General features: G+C 61.2%; 21 protein-coding genes. 15 read left to right on the top strand and 6 right to left on the bottom strand.

What is annotated here, in order from left to right:
• Positions 1-19 precede the first annotated feature (19 nt).
• The 4 genes from JQ591_RS33230 to JQ591_RS33215 form a co-directional block, all read right to left on the bottom strand.
• Complete coding sequence (locus JQ591_RS33230) at positions 20-1456, bottom strand: amidase (RefSeq protein WP_211400187.1); 1437 nt, start codon at positions 1454-1456, stop codon at positions 20-22.
• Positions 1457-1510: 54 nt separating this feature from the next.
• Entirely contained in the window at positions 1511-2284 is a 774-nt protein-coding gene (locus JQ591_RS33225; RefSeq protein WP_349630424.1) for an aminotransferase class IV, read from the bottom strand.
• 100 nt (positions 2285-2384) lie between these two features.
• Positions 2385-2777, bottom strand: a complete 393-nt coding sequence (locus tag JQ591_RS33220; protein WP_211400185.1) for an SCP2 sterol-binding domain-containing protein — start codon at positions 2775-2777, stop codon at positions 2385-2387.
• Positions 2778-2809: 32 nt separating this feature from the next.
• Entirely contained in the window at positions 2810-3382 is a 573-nt protein-coding gene (locus JQ591_RS33215; protein WP_211400184.1) for a hypothetical protein, read from the bottom strand.
• A 583-nt stretch (positions 3383-3965) separates the two neighbouring features.
• On the opposite strand from JQ591_RS33215, the gene pabB reads away from it, so the two are divergent.
• The 3 genes from pabB (at position 3966) to JQ591_RS33200 (ending at position 7781) form a co-directional block, all read left to right on the top strand.
• Positions 3966-6086 (top strand): aminodeoxychorismate synthase component I, encoded by a 2121-nt coding sequence (gene pabB, locus JQ591_RS33210; protein ID WP_211400183.1) that lies wholly within the window; start codon positions 3966-3968, stop codon positions 6084-6086.
• Between the two features lie 98 nt (positions 6087-6184).
• Positions 6185-6937: an ABC transporter ATP-binding protein gene (locus tag JQ591_RS33205; protein WP_211400182.1), complete on the top strand. Its 753-nt coding sequence runs from the start codon at positions 6185-6187 to the stop codon at positions 6935-6937.
• A gap of 13 nt (positions 6938-6950) precedes the next feature.
• A complete protein-coding gene (locus tag JQ591_RS33200) occupies positions 6951-7781 on the top strand; it encodes an ABC transporter permease (RefSeq protein ID WP_249137975.1) in 831 nt (276 codons plus the stop codon).
• A gap of 19 nt (positions 7782-7800) precedes the next feature.
• Here the strand turns inward: JQ591_RS33200 and JQ591_RS33195 are convergent, their stop codons facing one another.
• Positions 7801-8787 carry a sulfotransferase domain-containing protein gene (locus JQ591_RS33195; protein ID WP_211400181.1) on the bottom strand — a complete coding sequence of 329 codons (987 nt, stop codon included), beginning with the start codon at positions 8785-8787 and terminating at the stop codon, positions 7801-7803.
• A gap of 241 nt (positions 8788-9028) precedes the next feature.
• Here JQ591_RS33195 and JQ591_RS33190 point away from each other — a divergent pair, with 241 nt between their 5' ends.
• The 11 genes from JQ591_RS33190 to JQ591_RS33140 all read left to right on the top strand — a co-directional run bounded on the left by JQ591_RS33190 (position 9029) and on the right by JQ591_RS33140 (position 18959).
• Complete coding sequence (locus JQ591_RS33190; protein WP_211400180.1) at positions 9029-10195, top strand: sulfotransferase family protein; 1167 nt, start codon at positions 9029-9031, stop codon at positions 10193-10195.
• A gap of 162 nt (positions 10196-10357) precedes the next feature.
• Positions 10358-11203 (top strand): phytanoyl-CoA dioxygenase family protein, encoded by an 846-nt coding sequence (locus JQ591_RS33185; RefSeq protein ID WP_211400179.1) that lies wholly within the window; start codon positions 10358-10360, stop codon positions 11201-11203.
• Between the two features lie 207 nt (positions 11204-11410).
• Entirely contained in the window at positions 11411-12142 is a 732-nt protein-coding gene (locus tag JQ591_RS33180; RefSeq protein WP_249137974.1) for a 3-ketoacyl-ACP reductase FabG2, read from the top strand.
• Positions 12143-12372: 230 nt separating this feature from the next.
• Positions 12373-13614, top strand: coding sequence for an AMP-binding protein (locus JQ591_RS33175; RefSeq protein ID WP_211400177.1), 1242 nt, complete (start codon positions 12373-12375; stop codon positions 13612-13614).
• A gap of 78 nt (positions 13615-13692) precedes the next feature.
• Positions 13693-14004, top strand: coding sequence for an acyl carrier protein (locus JQ591_RS33170; RefSeq protein ID WP_211400176.1), 312 nt, complete (start codon positions 13693-13695; stop codon positions 14002-14004).
• A complete protein-coding gene (locus tag JQ591_RS33165; protein ID WP_211400175.1) occupies positions 13997-14986 on the top strand; it encodes an aminomethyltransferase family protein in 990 nt (329 codons plus the stop codon). The genes JQ591_RS33170 and JQ591_RS33165 overlap by 8 nt, the downstream gene beginning before the upstream one ends.
• A 12-nt stretch (positions 14987-14998) precedes the next feature.
• Positions 14999-15988: an ACP S-malonyltransferase gene (locus JQ591_RS33160; protein WP_211400174.1), complete on the top strand. Its 990-nt coding sequence runs from the start codon at positions 14999-15001 to the stop codon at positions 15986-15988.
• Entirely contained in the window at positions 15985-16827 is an 843-nt protein-coding gene (locus JQ591_RS33155) for a beta-ketoacyl synthase N-terminal-like domain-containing protein (protein WP_211400173.1), read from the top strand. Before JQ591_RS33160 ends, JQ591_RS33155 begins: the two co-directional genes overlap by 4 nt.
• Entirely contained in the window at positions 16824-17360 is a 537-nt protein-coding gene (locus JQ591_RS33150; RefSeq protein WP_211400172.1) for an acyl-CoA thioesterase, read from the top strand. Before JQ591_RS33155 ends, JQ591_RS33150 begins: the two co-directional genes overlap by 4 nt.
• 88 nt (positions 17361-17448) lie before the next feature.
• Entirely contained in the window at positions 17449-17775 is a 327-nt protein-coding gene (locus JQ591_RS33145; protein ID WP_211400171.1) for a phosphopantetheine-binding protein, read from the top strand.
• Between the two features lie 14 nt (positions 17776-17789).
• Positions 17790-18959, top strand: coding sequence for a beta-ketoacyl-[acyl-carrier-protein] synthase family protein (locus JQ591_RS33140; protein ID WP_211400170.1), 1170 nt, complete (start codon positions 17790-17792; stop codon positions 18957-18959).
• A gap of 31 nt (positions 18960-18990) precedes the next feature.
• Here JQ591_RS33140 and JQ591_RS33135 read toward each other — a convergent pair whose 3' ends face one another.
• The gene (locus JQ591_RS33135) at positions 18991-19305 is read right to left on the bottom strand and encodes a c-type cytochrome (RefSeq protein WP_211400169.1); all 315 of its coding nucleotides are present in this window, start codon (positions 19303-19305) and stop codon (positions 18991-18993) included.
• A 127-nt stretch (positions 19306-19432) separates the two neighbouring features.
• On the opposite strand from JQ591_RS33135, the gene JQ591_RS33130 reads away from it, so the two are divergent.
• Positions 19433-21205 carry a pyrroloquinoline quinone-dependent dehydrogenase gene (locus tag JQ591_RS33130; RefSeq protein ID WP_211400168.1) on the top strand — a complete coding sequence of 591 codons (1773 nt, stop codon included), beginning with the start codon at positions 19433-19435 and terminating at the stop codon, positions 21203-21205.
• Positions 21206-21274: the final 69 nt, after the last annotated feature.

The raw sequence follows: 21274 nt of genomic DNA, 5'->3' as shown, positions 1-21274 counted from the left end.
GGGGGCGCCCGCCAACGTGTCAGCGGTAATGGAGCGGCGGAATGAAGCCACCGAACTCGCGCTCCATCAAGCAGGCCATTCGGATCGTGGTGCGGTCTCCAAACATGGGGCCGATAATCTGGACGCCGATCGGTTGACCACCGTCATCGAAGCCGATCGGCGCCACCGTCGCCGGCAGACCGGGCGCAGTGCTCGGCCAGGCAACCTGGTCAAAGTAAGGATACGGCTTTTGATCGATCATGATCGTTCGCTGTTCCGCCGACTCCTCGTTATGACGAAATGCCGGCGTCGACATGGCTGGACACAAGACGACATCCCACTGCTCGAAGATCGTGCGCCACTGCGCGCTCAGGTCCAAGCGTGCTTGATTGAGTGCCTGCAACCCGCATAGCTCGGCCGTCGAGCTGGTTGAAAGTCTATCGATCGCCGCCGCCAGTTGATGGAACACCCTGCCACGATCCGGCGCACGCGCAAGAACACTGTTCAGCAAGGGATGTTGATGGGTGGACCTGACCAGTTGGAGAAAGACCGCCGTACAGAGCGAGAGGTCGAGGCTCTTCGGGCCGGCATACGAAACGCGTGCACCGACGGCTTCGAGCCGCTCAACGAGCTGGTGCAGCGCGACGCTTATCGCCCGCGCCGTCGGTTGAAGGGGATGCTGGCTTATGACCAGGACCCTGGCATTTCCCAGGTTCTGTAGCTGCAGCGCCTCGAGGCGTTCCGCGGCATTTTCGTTCAGCAGCAGTTCGAACGCCAGTTCCAGATCGACCGCGAATCGCGCCATCGGACCAATCGCAGCCAGATCAAAAGGATCGAACGGCAAGCCTCCCTCCACGGTGGGCGGCGCATGGCCGCGCATCGATATCAACCCAACGCTCGGCCGATGGGAGACGATTCCACAGAAATGCGCGGGCGCTCGCAGCGATCCCGCGAAATCGGATCCTAGCTCCAGTGGCACCAGTCCAGCCGCCAGAGCCGCAGCGCCGCCGCCGGATGAGCCACCCGGCGTACACTCCAAATTCCAGGGGTTCGCGGTGCGGCCGTAGATCTGGTTCGAGGTCTGCCAATCAGCGAGCGCATAGGGAACGTTGGTCTTGCCGAGCACGACCGCGCCGGCGGCCTTCAGTCGCGTGACCGCCTCGGCATCGTATCGCGGCCGCCAGTCACGATAGTCGGGCATCCCCCAAGTCGTGAGCAGCCCCGTCACATTGAATGATTCCTTCACCGTGATCGGTATGCCAAGGAGCGGACGCCGATCATCTGCGGCCAAGGCGCGATCGGCTTCGCGAGACGCTGCGCGAGCTCGCTCGAAGTCGCGTACGACGACGGCATTGAGCTCCGGATCCAGCCGCTCGATCCGGGCGACAGCCGCTTCAAACAGCTCAACCGCCGAGACGGACCGCTCGCGGAGGGCAACGTTCAAGTCCGAGCAGCAAGAGAACGCCGCATTATCCATATCGTGGTCTCCGCGTCCTTCCGTGGCCGCGACAAGTTGCGCGCCAGTGAACTGTCAGCACGAATAAAGCGGGGCGAGATCGAGCACCTCGTCCGCCGGCGGCAGCTCACGCTCGTCCAGCCGCACGATGCTGCTCCAGCCAAGACTGTTGCTGATGAGACCTGCATCGGCACGCTCAACACTTGCAGCAACAATCGTTTCCTCGCGCGCGCCCAGGAAGGAAATCAATCGGCTTCGCGCGATGCCGGCAAGCGCACCGTCGGTCAGCGGAGGGGTCAGCCAGTTGCCGCCGAAGCGTAGAAAGACGTTTCCAACGGTCGCACATGCGAGATTGCCGCGTGTATTGAGCAGCAACGCGTCACCCGCCCCGCGCTCCAGTGCCTCCCGGCGCGCGATGATGTTATCGCCATAGGCGAGCGATTTGATCCGAGACAGCGGCGACAGCTCGTTGCGTCTGGTTCTGCGCGCAATCACGACTGTCTGCGGCGACCTTGCGAGTGGCGATGGCGCCACCGTGACGAGGAGGGTCGGCCGTGCATCCCCCGGCGGCCAGAGGCCGCGCCGTTTGGCCGGGCCCCGGCTTAACGTGACCCTCAAGGCGGCCTCTTGATGGCCCTCCGCCAACAACAGGCTCGACATCGCGTCCTCAATGATCTTGTCTTCATATGGAAGATCAATGCCGAGACAAGCCGCGCCGGCCTTCAACCGAAGCAAATGGTCCGGCCACCATAGCGGCAGCGTCCCAACAGCCCGAATGGTCTCGAACACCCCGTCCGCGAGCGTGAACCCGCGATCGGATGGTGCGAGCCGTGCTGTTTCCTCCTTCACCAGGCAACCGTCCAACCAAACCGTTGTCATTTTCCTCGGCTCACCCCTTTTGGTTCGACCTCCAGATCGGTCATGGGCACATCATGCGGCATGCCCACCGCTAACGCTGCTCCGTTCGCGCCACCTGGAGTATCTCCGCGGAAGGTAACGCCAGGCCGTTTGCACCTTCAAGAGACCCGCCCATGCTCCCCAGTACCGACGGCAGGCTCATGGCGATGGCCGTATTACCCGTGACTTGCAACCGACCCATCACAAAAGCGAGGTTGTCGTCGAGCTCACCGCGCACGATCGCGACGTAGTCAGCAAGCGACACGCTGACCACACAGTCAGCCTCCCGGTTCTCGTTGGAGACCGAGAACGGCACCGTCGAATTATCGACGAAAATGACGCCGTCGGCGCCGAAATCATACTTGACCGTTCCATCGAGGCCGGAGCGCGTCGCCACACGCCTGCGCATCCCGTTGGTCAATTGCTCCAGGGTTATCGTCATCATTTCCTCCGTGTCATATCTGGGATGCCGCTTGGCTAACGGGCACTTTGCATTTCATGTTGCGGGAAAAACCTTGCTGGAATCTGCGCAACCAGCCCGGCCGCGACACCGAACTCCGCCGTGAGCAGATCACGGTGGTCGCCGGCCGCCTTGGCGATATTGCTGCGCCGCTCCGTTTTTCGGACAACGATCCCGTTGTCGTAGGTGCGAACGCCGCCATCGGCATTTCGGCGTATGAAGAGCTTGTCGTGATAGAGCCGCGCCAATGGATGCTCATCATCTCCGGCCTCGACCAACCGATGATGCTCCCGAAATGTCTCGAAACTGCAATCGAACTCGTCGATCCGGAACACCGCATGGAACCTGCATTGCGGCGGCTGCCAGCGGATCGTCCCGTCGGTGTCGGCCCACACTTTGAGTGGTCCGGCTCCCGCCGTGCTGCGCTCGCTGGACAGCAACGCCAGAGGCTCCTCGGCCAGAAAGGTCGGGTCCACGAGATAGCGCTGCTCGTCGATCCGAACGATTACGCTGCCGTGAAACGAGTTCGAGCCGCCGGTCCCCAGCACTCGCTCCGTGGCAAAGCCAAGCGTTCGCAGCAAGACCAGCAACGCCTCCGAATTCGCAAAGCATACGTCGCTAATCCCGTATGCAAGCCACCGCCGAAAATAGCTCGGCGCCGGAAACCCCGTGATGGGACCGTTACTCAGCTCAACGGAGCGGAGAGAGAGCGCAATCGTATCCCACCCAGTGCCGTGACACCAAGCGCGAAACAATCGTCTCAGCCCCTCGAGCGTAACGGGCACCGGTCTCTCCACTCCGAGACGGCTCAGGACCTGTTCGCACAGCTGGTCCGAGATGGGGAGCGATTCTGATGACACGATTTCCTCCGGTTGTTTCTGACGTCACGCTCCGTCGAGACATGCGCCACCTCCCAAGCGTCGTCGCATCGCGATGCCGCACACGACAAAAGCGCAACCATTGCGCTTTTGTCGTCTGCATCCGCACGCGCTTATGCCCTTCATCTCCGATCAATCGCAGCTCGTCTAACCGCGATCAGTCGCTGTTATGATACGTGGCGTTCAGCGCGTGAGACATCTCGATTGCGAGTGTATTGTATGCCTCCCGGTTTCTGGCACAACATTGCGAAGTTGTCCCGTCGAACGTCTCGCGCGTGCATCAGGAGCGATATCCATGAAGACTCTTGTGATCGACAACTATGATTCCTTTACCTACAACCTCGTCCATATTCTCGCGGAGATCTCTGACGAGCTTCCGATGGTCGTGAAGAACGACGAGGTGACGTGGGATGAGCTGCGCAGGCACCACTTCGACAACATCGTCATATCGCCTGGCCCGGGACGACCTGATCGCAAGGCCGATTTCGGAGTCTCGAGAGACGCGATCCTGTTCTCGGACGTACCTTTGCTCGGGGTCTGCCTCGGTCATCAGGGAATCGCAGCACTGGCGGGCGGAACGATCATGCGGGCGCCGACGCCGTATCATGGACGGACTTCCGAGATCCATCACACAGGAACCGACCCTCTGTTTTACGGGATGCCCGTTCCGTTCAAGGCGGCACGATATCATTCATTGCTTGCAGCGCGCCCGCTGCCGCCGGCGCTTCTTGAGACCGCCTGGACCCAGGACGGACTGATCATGGGCCTGGCTCACCGAGACAGGCCGCAATGGGGCGTTCAATTTCATCCCGAATCCATCATCACCGACTCCGGTCGCCACCTTCTGGAAAACTTCAAAGAACTGACGCGCGAGCACATGCGGAGCCGTCGACGAGGAAGCCGCATCTGCAACAACACGTGCTGCAATTCGACGGACGAAAGGAAGGGCCGGCGGACCTTCTGGCGTCAGCTACCGGCGCGTGTCGACGCCGAGGCCGCATTTGTCGCCTTGTTCGCAGACTCTCCGACCGCCTTCTGGCTCGATAGCAGTCTGGTCGAGCAGGGGCGGTCCCGCTGGTCTTATCTTGGCGACGCCTCCGGACCGAATGCTGCGGTGGTCCAGTATCGATGCAAGGACAAATCGCTGACGATCTCGGATCGGTATGGCTCGCGAACGGAGACAATGAATATTTTCGACTACCTCGACCACACGCTGACCGAGCCGCCGTTCCCTGCTCCGCCCTGCCCATTCGTCGGTGGCTATGTCGGCTGGTTTGGTTATGAGCTGCGCCACGAATGCGGATCGCCTACGGGGCGAACGGCGACGACCCCCGACGCATTCTTCATTCGTGCTGATCGCTTCATTGCCGTCGATCACGAGACCAACGTCAGCTATCTGGTCTCGATCGACGATTCTGGCGAGGCCGAACGCGCGGAACAATGGATCTCGGAAACCTTCGATCGGATCAGCGATCTGGCCCCGCTTCCGCAACCATCCTGCCCGAAAACGCTGAGCGAACCGCTGGAATTCATCTTGAACCACGATCGCCAGACCTATCTTTCCGACATCAACCAGTGTCTTGCCTGGATCGGCGAAGGAGAGACCTATCAGGTCTGCCTGACGAACGAGGTGCGCTGTCGGTCGAGCCTGGATTCATTGTCCCTGTACCGAACGATGCGTCGTATCAACCCGGCGCCCTATGCCGCGTTCCTGAAATGGCCCGGCGGTGCCGTGCTTAGCGCGTCCCCGGAACGCTTCCTGACGGTCGACCCGGAAGGGTCGGTGGAAACGAAGCCGATCAAGGGGACCATCGGCCGCCTCAAGGATAGCGCGCGGGACACCGAACTCGCCGAACAATTGCGCCAGAGCAAGAAGGACCAGGCGGAAAACGTGATGATAGTCGATCTGCTTCGCAACGACTTGTCACGGGTTTGCGAACCAGGCTCGGTCGTCGTACCGAAACTCTGCGCCGTCGAGAGTTACGCGACCGTGCATCAACTCGTCAGCACGGTTCGCGGTGTGCTGCGCCCCGGCCTTTCCGTCATCGAGCTGATCCGCGCCAGCTTCCCTGGCGGATCCATGACCGGCGCACCGAAAATACGGACGATGGAGCTGATCGACGCGCTGGAACAACGTCCAAGAGGGATCTACTCCGGCGCCCTTGGTTGGATCGGCGAGAACGGTTCGACGGATCTGAGCATCGTGATCCGGACCATCGTCGCCGAGAACAACCAGCTTTCGATGGGCGTCGGCGGAGGCATCGTCGCGCTATCGACCCCCGAAAGCGAATTCGCCGAGATGCTGCTCAAAGCGAAGGCGTCCTTGATGTCCATCATTGCCGCCAGCGGAGGTGAGTTCGAGGAGCCGCTGCTTCACACCCTCGTTGAACCGCAGCGCATCAAGGCCGCCAGTTGACGTTTCGTGGCATTAGTAACGTCGCCGCGTCGTGCCGCCACGCGTCCGGGCGCAACATGGCTGCGGCGCATGATCAGCGCTCCTGAATTGGTACCGCAATGACCCAGCCTGCCATTGCCGCCGAGCGGCTTGTGAAACTCTACCAGGGCCGCCCGGCCGTCGACGGCATCAGCTTCACGCTGCCGGCCGATTCGCTCACCGGCCTTCTGGGCGGCAACGGCGCAGGAAAAACCACCACCATAGCCATGATCATGGGCCTTCTCACGCCCACTTCCGGCGAGGTACGCGTGCTAGGAGCCGATATGCAGCGCGAACGATTCCGCGCGCTGAAGCACATGAACTTCGTCAGCCCCTATATCGACTTGCCCATGCGGCTCACCGTTCGCCAGAACCTCATGGTGTTCGGCCGCCTCTATTGCGTCGACGACCTCGCCGATCGGATCGGCGTGTTGGCGCGGGAGTTCGACATTCACGACCTGCTCGATCGACCGACAGGCAGGCTATCCTCCGGACAGAAGACACGGGTATCGCTGGCCAAGGCCCTCATCAATCAGCCGAAGGTGTTGCTGCTCGACGAACCGACGGCCTCGCTCGATCCCGACACCGCCGACTGGGTACGCGCAAGGCTGGAACGGTACCGCTCGGAGTCCGGCGCAACCATCCTGCTCGCATCTCACAACATGAACGAGGTCGAGCGCCTCTGCGAGCGCGTCATCATCATGAAGAAAGGTCAGATCGAGGATGACGGGACGCCGGCGCGGCTGCTGCAGCGCTATGGCCGCCTGACGCTCGAAGAGGTCTTCCTCGATGTTGCCCGCGGCAGTTCGGGCATACGTGAACCCGTTCTTTGACCGAGAGACAGCCATGAGAGACAGCATGCAAACCGCCCTCTCCGATTACACCGATTCCTTGCGCCGGATTGCCGCGATGGTCGGTCGGTACTCCTACGTCATGCGCGGATCGTGGCCACGATTGGCCGAACTGGTGTACTGGCCGGCCGTCAATATGCTGATGTGGGGCTTCGTGCAGACCTACATCGGCCAAAAGGCCGGGTACTTTGCTCAGGCCGGCGGAACGTTCATCGGTGCGATGCTGTTGTGGGACATCCTGTTTCGTGGGCAACTCGGCTTCTCCATCTCATTCCTCGAGGAGACGTGGTCCCGCAATCTTGCCAATCTGCTGATCAGCCCGCTCCGGCCGGTCGAGCTCGCCATCGCCATGATGATCATGAGTCTCATCCGGCTTGCCATCGGCATCGTGCCGGTCAGCATCGTCGCGAACGTCGTCTTTGGTTTCAACGTCTATGGAATGGGGATCGCGCTGGCGGCATTCTTCATGAATCTTATCCTGACCAGTTGGGCGGTCGGCATCCTTGTGTCCGGCGCCATCCTGCGCAACGGCCTCGGCGCGGAAAGTCTTGCCTGGACCGTCATGACCCTGTTCATGCCATTGGCATGCGTCTTCTATCCCGTGGCGGTATTGCCCTCCTGGCTCCAGACTGCGGCCTGGATGCTACCGCCGACATATGTTTTCGAAGGCATGCGGGCGCTGTTGATTGACCATCAGTTTCGGGCCGACCTCATGATCGAGGCCTTTGCGCTGAACCTGGTTCTGTTCATCGTCGGGGCAACGGGATTTGCGAAGTTGATGGACGCAGCCCGACGCAACGGTACGCTGCTGCAGACCGGCGAATGACGCCTGCAATTCCGGCGACCTATTCCTGCCGCGCCGCCGGCGTCGCGAGAAGCACCGGACTGCCGCAATCGGGCTGCAGATAGCCGCAACGCTGCATCATGGATGCATGAACGGTGCAGATCTCCTCAATCTGCTTCCCGGACAGAACCTCACGCCATTGCCCGGCGCGGCCTTCTCGAAAAAACTGCTGGGAGCTTTCCGGCCGCTCGATGAAGCCGCACGCGACTTCCTGCTTTTGCAGCACGGCGAACGACGACTTGGCAATGGCCCGCTGCAACTGCCCATCGCTTGGCGCCAACCGCAGAAACCGCGCAAGCCCTGCAAAGCTCTGCTTCGGATCCTCCAGCATATCCTCGTAACGCATCATATAGACCGGGCGATCGGTGAGACTGAGCCAGCTCGCGACACTCTGGCTCCAGCTCCCGAGCACTTCATGAACCCTTTGCACATGCGGCCGCCACCTCATGTCCGGGGTCGCCATTTGTCGGATCGCGTCTTCGATCGGTAATGCGGAATGGTGCGCCATCGAGATGACCACGTCCAACGGGTTTCGTACCACCAGAATCGCCGCCAGCGTGACTTCGAGGTTGATCGTCGGATGGAGATGATCGTTGCAGAACTGCAGATGCGTCTTGACGAACACCGGCTCTCTTTTGATGCCGGCCAACCAACGATGAACTTCAGGCCGGGCTTTCGCAATCTCCACTTCTGTCGCTTCCGCAGCGCGTTTTCCGAGCTTTTGCTCGAAGAACGCAACCGCGTTTTCGCGCAGCGAATGCTGATACAGATGATTGATGTCCTGGACGCCCTCGACGTCGCCAGACAATTCCCTGAGCAAATTGTGGAGGAAGACCCGCACCCAAGTATTGCCGGATTTTGGGTAGGAGGCAACCCAGATGATATTTGCTGCCGGTCCGGGCTCTTTCCCTGGAACTACGTTCATGACGCCACCTTCGTTCAGCGCTGCTGATGCTGATAACAGTCGACCTGCATCGATCGCGGCCATGTGTCTGCAACGCCTTCGTGATCATCTGGACGCGATCAACATTGAGAGCAAGACAAGTATAGATAGCGCCGTCGCCGGCGGAAAGCGTTCACTCGCCGCGCCCCGCGCGACTCCAACAGAGCATTGACCCGTGAAACGCGACGCGACCACGATCTCGTCACCTCCGCGGTGGCAGAACCATCAACGCGCGTTTACAATGCGCCGAGCCAATTCCCGGAAACGCTGCGAGCCGGTATTCGCCATGAAAGAAACGCTGAAGTTCGATCGATTGATGCAGACCGCGCAGCGACGGACGAAACTGAGCGGCCTGGGCGTCGGCGGCGCGATCGTGATGGAGGGATGGCAACGCCTCATCGACTCCGTGAATAATTCGCGACGCTACGATGCCCGCGGCGTGGAAATGTTGAGAGAGGAATTCTCCATACGCCTCGCCGCGGAGCTTCAGCTGGAGCGGGACCTCGCGCAATTTCCGGAGATCGAAGACGTTCCAATCATCGGCCCGGTCTTCATCGTAAACTTCGGCCGAGCTGGCAGCACATTTCTGCACAATCTCATGGCTCAGGACGAACGCGCCCACGCGCCGGCGCTTTGGGAGCTGTGGAGCCCAAGCCCGCCACCGGGTCGCGACAAGACGGATTGCGACGCACGCATTCAGGCTGCACGCGAGCGCATCGAATTGGTGGAAAAATGGACGCCGGAAGTCCTGAAGATACACCCCCTGGTCGCAGATCAGCCCGATGAATGTCATTGGATCGTGAGCCATGGAACTCACTATGCCCTCCAGCACGTCGCGCTGCCTTACTGGGAATGGCTCAAGGGGTTGAAAGCGGACCAGCAGCACGAGCTGATGGCGCGATACCGACTGCAAATTCAGCGGCTTCAATTATTTCGCCAGGGCGGATATTGGCTCAGCAAATCGATGTCGCACCTGCACGCCCTGCCGGCCCTGCTCCATACCTTCCCGCATGCGACAATCATTTGCCTGCACAGAGATCCGCTTTGCGCGGTGCCCTCCCTGTGCAGCTTGTACCAGAGGGTCGGCTCCGGCTTCGTCCATGGGGGCGCCGATGCCGAACTCGGCGAGCTGGCCCTGGACGTATTCGTCAACGGCATGAACCGGCTGATGGCGACCGAACAATCCTGCCAGACCGCCCGATTTCTACACGTGCGGTTTGACGATCTCGTCGCAGATCCGGTTCAAACCGTGCGCCGAATTGCCGAAGCCATGCGCCATGAATATACGCAGGACTGGAACGATCGCTGCCAGGCCTATCTGGCACGCACCAACACCGCGCCGCGTTACCGGCACAACTACGCGCTCGACCGCTTCGGACTGACGGAAGAGCACGTCAACACGCGTGCAGCAGCCTATCGACGCTGGCTCGACCGATTGTGTCCTGAAGAATGATCACTCGTCATCAGCGCATGGAGATCGTCAGCAACGCGCGACCACGATCATCGGCCGCCATGTGTTGGCCCATCGATCGGGACTCGATATTCTTCGCGCACGGCGACACTCGTGTCATGAGATATAACGCCGCTTCTCACGGTCAACTTCATGAGGCTGACGATGGCGAAGACGCTGACTCAAGTTCAAATTGAGCGATACAACCAGACCGGTTGCATCTATCCGATCAGGGTCCTGTCGGACGACGACGTGAACGAGTATCGCACCCAGCTCGACGGTCTACAGGCACTCAACGCTGCAGGCGGCAGGCAGTCCATCCCGCACAAGCCGTACCTGCAACTGACGTGGCTGGCGGAGCTGGTGCGCAATCCACGAATTCTCGATGCTGTCGAGGACCTGATCGGCGAGGACATCCTATGCTGGAACGCCAATTTCTTCATCAAGGAGGGCCGAACGCCCGCGCACGTGACGTGGCATCAGGATTCCACCTATTTCGGGCTGAGCAGTGCCGACGTCGTCACTGCCTGGATCGCTCTTACTGATAGCGTGGAAGCGAATGGCGCCATGCAGTTCATTCCGGGATCGCACGTCCTGGACCAGCTGCCTCATCGGGAGACGTTTGGCGCCGACAACCTTCTGTCACGCGGACAGGAAATCATGGTCGATGTCGACAAGGCAAAAAGCGACACGATATCTCTGAAGGCTGGCGAGATGTCCCTGCATCACTGCCGGCTCGTCCATAATTCGCCGCCCAACGCGTCCGAGCACAGGCGGGTCGGCCTCGCCGTTCGATATATACCGACCAGCATCAAGCAGACGCTCGGCGAAGACAGCGCGACCCTGGTGCGGGGACAGGATCGATATCACCATTTCAGCCTGGAACCCCGACCAGCCCGCGACTTCGATCCTGACGTTTCCGAGAGCTACCGAAAGATCATGGCGAACAACGCCAAGGCCCTCTACCGGGCACCCGCCGCCGGCCGAGACGTTTCGGGTGGTGAGCGCTAGCGCGATGGGATGACACTCGACCACGCCAAATGCGCAATCGCTGCGTTTTTGTGCAACGAGAAGCCGGATCGCCACAGACCCGACTTGGTGGCATTCGAGTGGATTGCACTCCGCCCCTATCGGAGGAGCGTAACGAGGAAAGCGACGAGGCGCGCGCCAATACACTCACTGTGCGTGCCGTCGCCAAAAAAGCAGAGAGATCCTCCATTGGTAACAGCGCGTCGCATTCTCGTTACAGGTGCAAGCCGGGGGATCGGCCGGGCCATCGCGGCGCGGCTGGCCGCCGACGGATTCTCAGTGACCGTGCATTGCCGTCAGCGCGTCGAGGACGCGGAAGCCGTCGTCGATGTCATTCGCACATGCGGTGGTACTGCGGATCTTGTTTGCTTCGATATTGGCGACCGCACGGCAGCTTCTGCGGCCTTGTCCGCGAACATTGAGCGCAACGGCGCCTACTACGGCGTCGTCACCAACGCCGGCTTCATCCGGGACAGAAGCTTTCCCGCGCTGACGGATGACGACTGGGACGATGTCATCTCGGCCAATCTGGGCGGCTTCTTCAACGTCCTGCATCCGCTCATCATGCCGATGATTCGATTGAGGCAGGGGGGACGGATCGTCACGTTGAGTTCCGTTTCCGGCATTCTCGGGATCCGCGGCCAGGTCAACTACAGCGCTGCCAAGGCAGGCATCATCGGCGCCACCAAGGCCCTGGCTGCCGAGCTTGCCACGCGCGCCATTACGGTCAATTGCGTTGCCCCCGGTCCGATCGATACCGAGGCACTCAAGGATGCCGATCTCGACGAACTCGTCAAATCTGTTCCTATGAAGCGGATCGGACATCCGGATGAGGTCGCCGCGCTCGTCGCATTCCTAGTTTCAGATGAAGCCTCCTACATCACGAGGCAGGTCATCGGCGTGAATGGCGGGATGATCTGACGCCACCATCATGTTGCGCAGTCTACGGCGCGTATGACGGCATTTTCATCGCGACGAAGACGATACCCCGCGCATCTCGAACATTCATCGACATCAGCTTTCGCCTCTTCGCGACGTTGACGCGCTTTCGAGAGATTGCGATCCTGCGTCTATCGACGCCACCTCAGATCACATCGTGCGCCGAAGTGACGAGCCGTCACAGCTTTCGGAACAGGGTTATGGGGCTTCACTTGAAGACGACTGCAGCAATATTTACCCGGTCTCCGGCCGCCTTTGTCCGAGCTCACCTGCATGCGCTCCACAGCGGACAGTGCAGCCTGCTCATTCCCGATCAGGACCACGACCTTCTCAACGAGGCAGCCCGACATTGCGATCAGGTTACGGTCTATACCGATCATCCGGATGACCCGGGGCTGGCCGGCTACAAGAGGATTTCAGTTGCCGATCTCCCGACGCATCGATCCATTCCGGCCGAGACGGCCCCGGGAACGCTGGTCGCCGTGCTCTTCACTTCAGGGTCCACCGGGCACGCTCAGCTCGTTCACAAGACTTTTCAGAATTTTGCTGGTGAGGCGAGGTCGCTCGACAGGTTGTTTCGCACGACGGGAGAGCAGGTTCGAATCCTGACTACGCTGCCATTCGAGCATATGTACGGATACATGTACGGCTTCTTCTGGCCGCGGCTTCTTGGACTTGAAGCGCCAACAAGCCGCATCACACTGCCAGCCGTTCTGGCGAAGGAGCTTCAGCAATCCGACCTTCCGATCTGGCTGATAACCACGCCGCTCCATCTGAACGCTTTCGCCGAGACGGGTCTTCGTACGGAAAAGGTCACAAGAGTGTTCTCCGCGACGAGCCCGCTGGGCCCCTCATTGGCGGCACACGCCAAGCAGTGCTTCGGCGTTGCGATGACCGACATCTACGGCAGCACAGAGACCGGCACCATCGCATCACGCCAGATGCCCGGTGAGTCCGACCTCTGGGAATGCATCCCGGGGCGATTGCTGACCCAGCGTGCGGACGGCCGCGCCCAACTCGACTGCGTCGATCTTTCCAGGCCTGAACTGCTCAATGACGTTCTTGAGTTATCATCGCCGCGGCAATTCCGGGTGCTGGGCCGATCGGCCGACATGGTGAAGGTCGCCGGAAAGCGAACCTCGTTGGGCGCCCTCAACGCCGCGCTGCTCAGCGCGCCCGGCGTTCGCGACGGCTGCTTCTGGGTACCGGATCACCACGAAGACACCGACGTGGTGCGGCTCGTTGCATTTGTAGTCCTCCGCGACGGCGCCACGAAAGATGCGGTGATCGCACACCTGCGGACGCACATCTATCCGCTGTTCTTGCCGCGACCACTTCTCATCGTCGACAATCTGCCCCGGGATGCGGTCGGCAAGCTGCCCCGGGAATCGCTCCGAGACCTCTACACGACGTGCACGTCGCAAGGATCAATTGCTGCCATGAGCGTCGATTAGACCCGAATGCCGCGAAGTCGCGGACACATGCTATCGCGCAAACCACTTTCGGATTCAAAAGCAAAGCAGGAGCTGCAGATGATCGAGAGGCACGAAGGCGCATCGAACGAGAACGGATCCCGTCACATGGCACTATCCGACGCGCTGAAGCGGATACTGATCCAGCGTCTCTCGTTGCGGATCGATCCGGATCAGATCACCAATGACGCACCGCTTTTCGAGACCGGGCTCGGGCTGGATTCCGTGGACGCACTGGAAATCGCAGTTGCCGTCGAGACCGAATTCGGTGTGCCGGTTACGGAAGCCGACATCGCCGAGCTCCACTCCATCAGCAGACTTGCCGATTTCATCATCAAGCGGCAGCCGGAGCAGGGGACGTTCAATGCTTGAGACTTATACAGCGGCCCGCACGGCCGTCGCCCTGTTCGACAACGCCGCTGATGCACGAATTCGCGTCTCCGGCCCCGATTGGCGCAAGCTGAACGATTTCGTCTCCGTCGACCTCGATGCCCTGCATCCGTTCCACGGCCTGGTTGGCCTCGTCATCCAGCCTGACGCAACTCTCATCGCCGTAGCATCTATCTTCAAGGGTGACGGCGAATTCCTGCTTGTCGGCGAGGCAGAGCGCGCCGAGGCGCTGCTCACACACCTCACCGGTTGTCTTGCCGACTACAACGTGACGATCGAGGACCTGCGCGGGTCGCATGGATACCTGTCGGTCATTGGCCCGCTCGCCCAGGACGTTACCGTCGAGGCAGCCGGCGAAGATATTCTGGGATTGTCGTTCCTGAGCTTCGAGAACAACCGGAGGCTCGGCTGCGAACTGTTCCGCGCGGGCTTTACGGGGGAATACGAATATCGCTTCCTGGTACCGAATGCCGGAGCCGACGAACTGCGGCGAAGGCTCGAGGCGGCCGGACAGGCCGTCGGGATGATTGCCGGCGATCCAGCCGCCCTCCCCCTCATGTTCCTGGAGGTGCGGTCGCTGATTCACCGCGACATCACGGCGGGCGCCAACGTCCTCGAAGCCGGCCTTCACTGGATGGTCAACTTCCGCAAGAAGAACCTGATCGGCGGCCCCGTTCTCGAGCAACTGAAGTCTTCCATTCAGCGGCGATCGGTCATGATCGAGTTGGCCGACGCCGGCGCTGCGCGAGATGGCGACCCGCTCTCGATCGAGGGCGAGAAGGTCGGCATCATCGCCCGGGTCGAGCATTCGCCGACACGCAACGCCGACATCAGCCTTGCCTATGTCGATGCGGACCTCGGCTGGGTCGGCGTCTCGTACGATGTCGTAGGCGGAGAGCGAAGGACGATCGCGCGGGCCGTCGCGGCGCCGATGGTGATCACAAGAAGCACATACACCAGCTGAGCGGAGGTCATCATGGACCAGTTTGCCACCGGATCACGCCCGCCGATCGCATCGTCTCCGGCGGTGGCAGTCGTCTTCCCGGGCCAGGGGACCGAGTTCACCGGCATGGCCGAAGACTATCTTCAGTCCTTCGGTCTCGTGCGCGAGCTGTTCCAGATGGCGAGCAACCGGCTGGACACCGACTTGCGCCAGCTGATGGCCAAGGGCCCCCCGAATGCGTTGGCGGAAGCGCGCGTCGCCCAGCCGGTGGTCTTCACGATGAGCGTCGCCATCGCTTCGCTTCTGGCGGAACGCGGCTTCAGCCCGTCACTGGTTGCCGGGCACAGCATGGGTCAATTCACCGCCATCACCGTAGCCGGGTCGATTGACTTCTCCTCCGCGCTCGCGTTGATCGTCGAACGCGGCCAATTGATGCAGCGAAACAACGAAGCCGTGAACGGCGGCATGATGGCCATAGATGTCGTCGCGCGGAACGTCGTTGAAGCGGCAATCGCCGAGATTGGCGCCGATGTCTGGATCTCGAACTTCAATGCTTCCTCGCAAAGTGTCGTCTCGGGATTGAAGCCCGCCCTCTGGCAATTGAAAAAGGTGCTCGACCAACAGGGCGCGCTTTGCCGCTGGCTCAACGTTCCCGGGCCCGCGCACTCCCCGCTCATGTCGATGGCGGCCTCGGGACTGGCTCCGAGGATCGCGGCAACCACGTTCCGAGATCCGAAGATACCGCTGCTCGCCAGCTCGTCCGCCGCGCCGATCTGCACCGCGGCGGCCGTACGTGCCGAGCTGCGCGAGCACATGCTGTCGCCGGTCAATTGGGCCAAGTGTGTCACTACGATCGCGGAGCACGGCTGTGACATCATGATCGAAGCCGGCCCCGGCCGCACGTTGAAGGGTCTGGCTCTCCGCAATCAGTCGCCACTCCGCTGCCTTACCACGTCCACCGTCGCGGATTTCGATACCGCGTGCCATGCCGTCGAGGAAATGACGGGAAGCGTATTGCAATGACTGGAACACCAACCATCGCCAGGGAAGCCACTGGCATCCCCGAGGAGACTGCCTTGAGGGAGGCCGCCTCGCGGGTCACCGGCACGGTCGACCGCGCCGGGCATAGCCAAGCGCTATCGGGTGCGGCCATGGGCGTCCGTATCGCAGACGTCGTCAGCATCGACGAAAGTCTCGCCGATGTCGATCTCGCCTATGCAACCGAGGTTGACTGGCAGCAGGGCTATCGCCTCAATCCGGATTCCAGGCTCGTCCTGCTCGGCGTCAAGCGCATCCTGAAGCGGATTTCTGCTGCGGGCGGCGACAGCAATGACGGCTTCGACAAATCTCGGACCGCTCTCGTGATCGGGAGCGCCTTCGGCTCGCTCTGTAGCTATGAGGCATTCTTCGAAAGCGTGAAGAGAAAGAGGGTAGAACCCCTTACCTATACCTACGCGATGCCATCGACCGCAACCGCCGCCGCCAGCATCTGCTTTCAACTGCTTGGACCGACCGTCACCGTGTCCGGCGAGGATGAAGTCGGGATCGCAGCCGTCAACAACAGCGTCACGATGCTGGCGGTCGGCCGCTGTGATCTGGCGATTGCAGGATGTTGGCACGTACCATCACAAACAACGCGGAAGGAAGGGCTGCCCGAGCATGCTCAACTGTTGGTGTTGGCGCTACAGCGAGGTGCGGCTGCCGACAACGGCTTGGCACTCTCGACCTGGAAGGCCGGCGCCGATCTTCCCTTCCCCGTTACCGGGAATCGGCGGAGCTGCGTCGAGACGCTCAGTGATTGGATCGTGGCGAACCAGCAGAGCTTTGCCAACGCCAAGTTCATGCCCGGGAGCCAGCCATGAATGACGAGGAATGGTTGACCAACCGTGCCATCGTGCACCGACTCCGCGTCCGCTATGCGGAGACCGACAAGGCCGGGATAGTCTACCACGCCAACTTCCTGATCTGGTTTCACGAAGCGAGGGACGCAGCGTTCCGTGCGTGGGCGGAGGACGCGACGCGCAAACGCTACAAATGGTCCGGGCATTTCCAGGAAATCGTCGCACGGGGACGCGCCATCGGCAGCGACAGTCTCGAAGAAGCCGGCTATCGATTCCTGGTCGTCGACACTTCATGCCACCACGTCTCGCCCGCCCGTTACGGCGACGAGCTCGACATAACGGTAGTCCCACGCAGGACGAACGTCGCCAAGTTGATGTTTGGCTACAAGGTGCTCAACGCCAAAACGGGGCGCCGTCTCGCTGAGGGAAACACCGCGTCGGTGATCATCAACCCCGCCGGGCAGATGTTGGTGCGAATGCCGGCGGAGTTCGCCTGGATATTCGGCGAGTTCCCGGCAGACTCAGAGCCGGCCGCAAAGGCGTACGCAAGATGACATGGATCGAACTTCCGGCAGCCAGGCAGCATGGCTGCGCCTGGCGCTCCGGACGAATTCCCGAGTAACGACAAGGTGGAGCGTCTCAATGACCAAGATAACCAGGAGCGAGGCGGAGCGCATCGCCAAGCATCGGGCCGCGCTCATGCATCATTTGAAACAAACGCTGATCTATCGCCTGCCATTGCGGTTGAAGGCGGATGAGATCGCCGACGATACGGCCCTGTTCGGGACCGGATTAGGTCTCGATTCCGTTGATGCCCTGGCAATCGCGGTGGCGATCGAGCGTGAATTCGAGGTCACCATAGCCGATGAGGATTTCTTCACCAGCTTTCGTTCCCTCAACCTGATCGTCGACTTTCTTCTGCGAGCGCAGGACGAGCGTACCCTGCAGGAACAGGAAAAGGTTGCCTAAACACGGCATATGCAATGTCTCATCAACAGGATCGACCAACGATCGTCGTTACCGGCATCGGCACGGTTACCGGATTCGGCTACGGCGTCGACGCGCTCAGGAATGGTTTGCTGGCAGGCCATAGCTGCGTCCGGCCTCAGCAACTCTTCGCCGAGCTCGACGGCGAAGCCAGCCTCTCCGGCCATGTCGCCGATGCGCCGGACGATGCGCCGGCGCGCGCCGACCACTTCATAAGAACCGCGGTCGACGAGGCCTTGCGCGCGGCGTTGCTGCCGCTGCCTCTGGCCGAGCTCTCCGTCTTTGTCGCATCGATCCACGGCAACATCGATACCTGGTGGCGGGCGCACATGAGTGGCGCCCCGACCGAGCCCGGTCTCTGGCAACTCGGGGCCGATATCTGGCCGTCGGTCGCCGAACGGACGAATGTCACCACGATCAGCACAGGGTGCACCTCGTCCGCGATGGCGATCGGACAGGCGCTCGATCATCTTCGCGCAGGTCTCGGGTCTGTCGCTGTTGTCGCCGCAACGGAAGCGCTAACGCCCTTCCTGCTGGAGGGCCTCAAGGCACTGCGTGTTCTTGGCAAAAAAGGTTGCCGCCCGTTCGACGCCAAACGCGATGGATTTGTGGCTGGCGAAGGCGCTGCGGTGCTGGTCCTCGAAAGCCTGGTTCACGCGGAAAAGCGCGGCGCGAAACCGATCGCCGAGATCGCCGGGTTTGGCGCGTCGGCAGACGGGACGTCATTCAGCGCGCCGGATTCAGCAGGTCGGGGCGTCGCGCGCGCCCTGGAGCTGGCGCTGTCCGATGCCAGGCTCGAGGCCCTGCCCGACAGCATCAATCCCCATGGATCGGGAACCAAACTGAACGACCAGGTCGAGTGCATGGCGATGGATCGGGTTTTTGGCGCCGGCGCTCGAGGTCGGATTGCGATTACCAGCTCCAAGCCGGCGATCGGCCATCTCTGCGGTGCTGCCGGCGCGATCGAAGTCATCTGCTCGATCCTGGGCATGCAGCATGATCTCGTGCCCCCCATCCTCAATCTCGACCAGCCTGACCGTCACTTCGATAACTTCGACTTCGTGATGGGAGCGCCGCGCGCCCTGCGGCAGAACGCCGTGATCTCGATGAACAGCGCGTTGGGCGGCACCAACAGCGCGGTGGTGATACGACGGATGCGGAGTTGAGCACGGCAGCCCATCATGTGTCAGATCAACGTCAGTCCTGGGCATTCTCCCGGATGTAAGCCCACAATTGCTCGATCTCGATCGTTCCCAGCGTTCCGCGCCAGGGCGGCATCTGTGTGCCCTTGCCGTCCAATACGGAGATTTCAAACCGATCGCGCTCGTTGCCGTTCAGTGTGCGCAGATCGAAGGAAATTCCTGCATTTTGCAGGCGCTCTCCGTGGCATTGCGCGCAGTGCGCGTCGTAGAGGCGGCGACCGTTCTCGCTCACAGAACCGTGCTGCGCGAATGCAACCGAGCTGGTGATCGCAGGGAGCGCGACGATGGCGATTAAGCAAGAACGGTTCATGTGATCTCGCTCCGCAGGATGCTTCACCGGATCGTCAGATGCTGCCGAATGTAACATGCAACGGTCGGGATTAAAGCAAACGAAGTGGCATTGCCTGAATGGGTCTCGACAAAACTGGAGGAATGCCGTGTTTCGCTTCATCGCAGCTCTCATCACGCTACCCCTTTGTGCCGTTGCAGTCGGCGGCGCCGCCCAAGCCGACGATTTCAAGCCGGTGACCTCGGAAACACTTGCCGACCCCGATCCGGCCGACTGGTTGATGATCAACCGTACCTATGACGAACAGCGGTTCAGCCCGCTCAACCAGATCAATCGCAGCAATGTCGGCGAGTTGCGCGTGGCCTGGGTGCGTGGTCTTCCGCAGGGCACGCAGGAATCGACCCCGCTCGTTCATCAAGGTGTGATCTATCTCATCGCGCCCGGCGGCGGCGTTCAGGCGCTCGACGGCAGGAATGGCGACCTCATCTGGGAGTATTGGCGGACCTACCCAAAGGACATGCTGAAGACAATTCCCCCGGCATCGTTCTCGCGGTCGAAGAATCTCGCGATATTCGAGGATCTCGTCTATTTCGCTGCGCCCGACGGCTATCTCGTCGCGCTCGATGCCCGCTCCGGAAAGGTCCGATGGGAGACCAAGGCGCATGACTACGCCGACGGCACCGAGCACACCGGCGGTCTGATGGTGGCGGATGGCAAGCTGATCAGCAACCGGGCCTGCAGGATTCGCGCCGGCTGCTTCCTCGCGGCACACGATGCCGGATCGGGCAAGGAACTGTGGAGGTTCTACACCACGCCGGCGTCCGAAGAGCCGGGCGCCGACAGCTGGGGCAATCTGCCGGACCAGCAGCGCGTTGCATCGTCTTGGGGACTCCCCGGGTCCTACGATCCGAAACGAAAGATCACGTATTGGGCGATCGCCAACCCCACCCCCTACACTCGGCTCAAACGGCACGGCAGCACCGACGCGGTGTCTTTCACGGCGCCGTCAGAGCTCTACAGCAATTCAACGGTTGCTCTCGACGTCGATACCGGCAAACTCAGCTGGTACTACCAGCATCTGCCCGGCGACGATTGGGACTCCGATCACATCCACGAACGGACATTGCTACGCACCAAAGTGTCGCCAGACCCAAAGTTCGTGAAGTGGATCAACCCCACTGTACCCAAGGGCGAGGAGCACGATGTCGTCGTCGAGGTCGCTGAAGCCGGAGATATCTTCGTGCTCGATCGCGAGAACGGCCGGTTTCTGTGGGCGCAGCCATTTCCGCTCGATATGCCGCACCACACATTGCAGTCGATCGACGTCGCGACCGGCCGCACCCAGATCAATGTCGACGCCATGTTGGGCAAGGACGGCGATCGCAGCATCATTTGCTCGTTCAATACGCGAAGTTGGTGGGCGACAAGTTACGACCCCGGCCGCAATGCGCTTTACGTCCCGTTTCAGGACGCTTGCCTCGACATGACGGCCAACAACAAGTCACCGACGGGCGCGGGACCGCGCACGGGCATCAGGCGGCCCGGCGTCGACGAAAACGCTTATGCCGGGATCATGAAGATCGATCTTGCGACCGGCGAAATGACCCGAATTCTCTCGCAGGCCTGGCCAGGCAATGGATCGGCGCTTGCAACCGGCGGCGATCTCCTGTTCTGGGGCGATCTCAACCGCCGCTTGCACGCGATCGATTCCGACAGCGGAAAGGTTCTCTGGGAGATGCCGCTCGGCGGGATGATCGTTGCGAGCACGATCAGCTACGCGATCGACGGCAAACAGTACATTGCCGTACTTACGGGAGATGGCCTGACCGGGACCGCCAACGTCCTTGCCGACGTTCCCAAGTTGAAAACGGTTCGCGGCCATAGCGCCATCTATGTGTTCGCCCTGCCCGACAAAGGATGACAATGGGCCCGGAGCCAGAGAACGGCAAATTTCCCGGGCGGACGACGGAGCGCACATTCAGCCTTGTCG

Origin of the sequence: Bradyrhizobium canariense, from assembly GCF_018130465.1 — a bacterium.
GTDB lineage: Bacteria > Pseudomonadota > Alphaproteobacteria > Rhizobiales > Xanthobacteraceae > Bradyrhizobium > Bradyrhizobium canariense_C.
Note: the sequence above shows the minus strand (reverse complement) of the source record. Positions and strands in the feature narration are given on the sequence as shown.

Excerpts from the sequence above, each read along its gene's own strand:
- JQ591_RS33230 (WP_211400187.1), bottom strand. The coding sequence starts at position 1,456 with ATGGATAATGCGGCGTTCTCTTGCTGCTCGGACTTGAACGTTGCCCTC.
- JQ591_RS33220 (WP_211400185.1), bottom strand. The coding sequence starts at position 2,777 with ATGATGACGATAACCCTGGAGCAATTGACCAACGGGATGCGCAGGCGT.
- pabB (WP_211400183.1), top strand. The coding sequence starts at position 3,966 with ATGAAGACTCTTGTGATCGACAACTATGATTCCTTTACCTACAACCTC.
- JQ591_RS33205 (WP_211400182.1), top strand. The coding sequence starts at position 6,185 with ATGACCCAGCCTGCCATTGCCGCCGAGCGGCTTGTGAAACTCTACCAG.
- JQ591_RS33200 (WP_249137975.1), top strand. The coding sequence starts at position 6,951 with ATGAGAGACAGCATGCAAACCGCCCTCTCCGATTACACCGATTCCTTG.
- JQ591_RS33195 (WP_211400181.1), bottom strand. The coding sequence starts at position 8,787 with ATGGCCGCGATCGATGCAGGTCGACTGTTATCAGCATCAGCAGCGCTG.
- JQ591_RS33190 (WP_211400180.1), top strand. The coding sequence starts at position 9,029 with ATGAAAGAAACGCTGAAGTTCGATCGATTGATGCAGACCGCGCAGCGA.
- JQ591_RS33185 (WP_211400179.1), top strand. The coding sequence starts at position 10,358 with ATGGCGAAGACGCTGACTCAAGTTCAAATTGAGCGATACAACCAGACC.
- JQ591_RS33170 (WP_211400176.1), top strand. The coding sequence starts at position 13,693 with ATGATCGAGAGGCACGAAGGCGCATCGAACGAGAACGGATCCCGTCAC.
- JQ591_RS33165 (WP_211400175.1), top strand. The coding sequence starts at position 13,997 with ATGCTTGAGACTTATACAGCGGCCCGCACGGCCGTCGCCCTGTTCGAC.
- JQ591_RS33160 (WP_211400174.1), top strand. The coding sequence starts at position 14,999 with ATGGACCAGTTTGCCACCGGATCACGCCCGCCGATCGCATCGTCTCCG.
- JQ591_RS33155 (WP_211400173.1), top strand. The coding sequence starts at position 15,985 with ATGACTGGAACACCAACCATCGCCAGGGAAGCCACTGGCATCCCCGAG.
- JQ591_RS33150 (WP_211400172.1), top strand. The coding sequence starts at position 16,824 with ATGAATGACGAGGAATGGTTGACCAACCGTGCCATCGTGCACCGACTC.
- JQ591_RS33145 (WP_211400171.1), top strand. The coding sequence starts at position 17,449 with ATGACCAAGATAACCAGGAGCGAGGCGGAGCGCATCGCCAAGCATCGG.
- JQ591_RS33140 (WP_211400170.1), top strand. The coding sequence starts at position 17,790 with ATGTCTCATCAACAGGATCGACCAACGATCGTCGTTACCGGCATCGGC.
- JQ591_RS33135 (WP_211400169.1), bottom strand. The coding sequence starts at position 19,305 with ATGAACCGTTCTTGCTTAATCGCCATCGTCGCGCTCCCTGCGATCACC.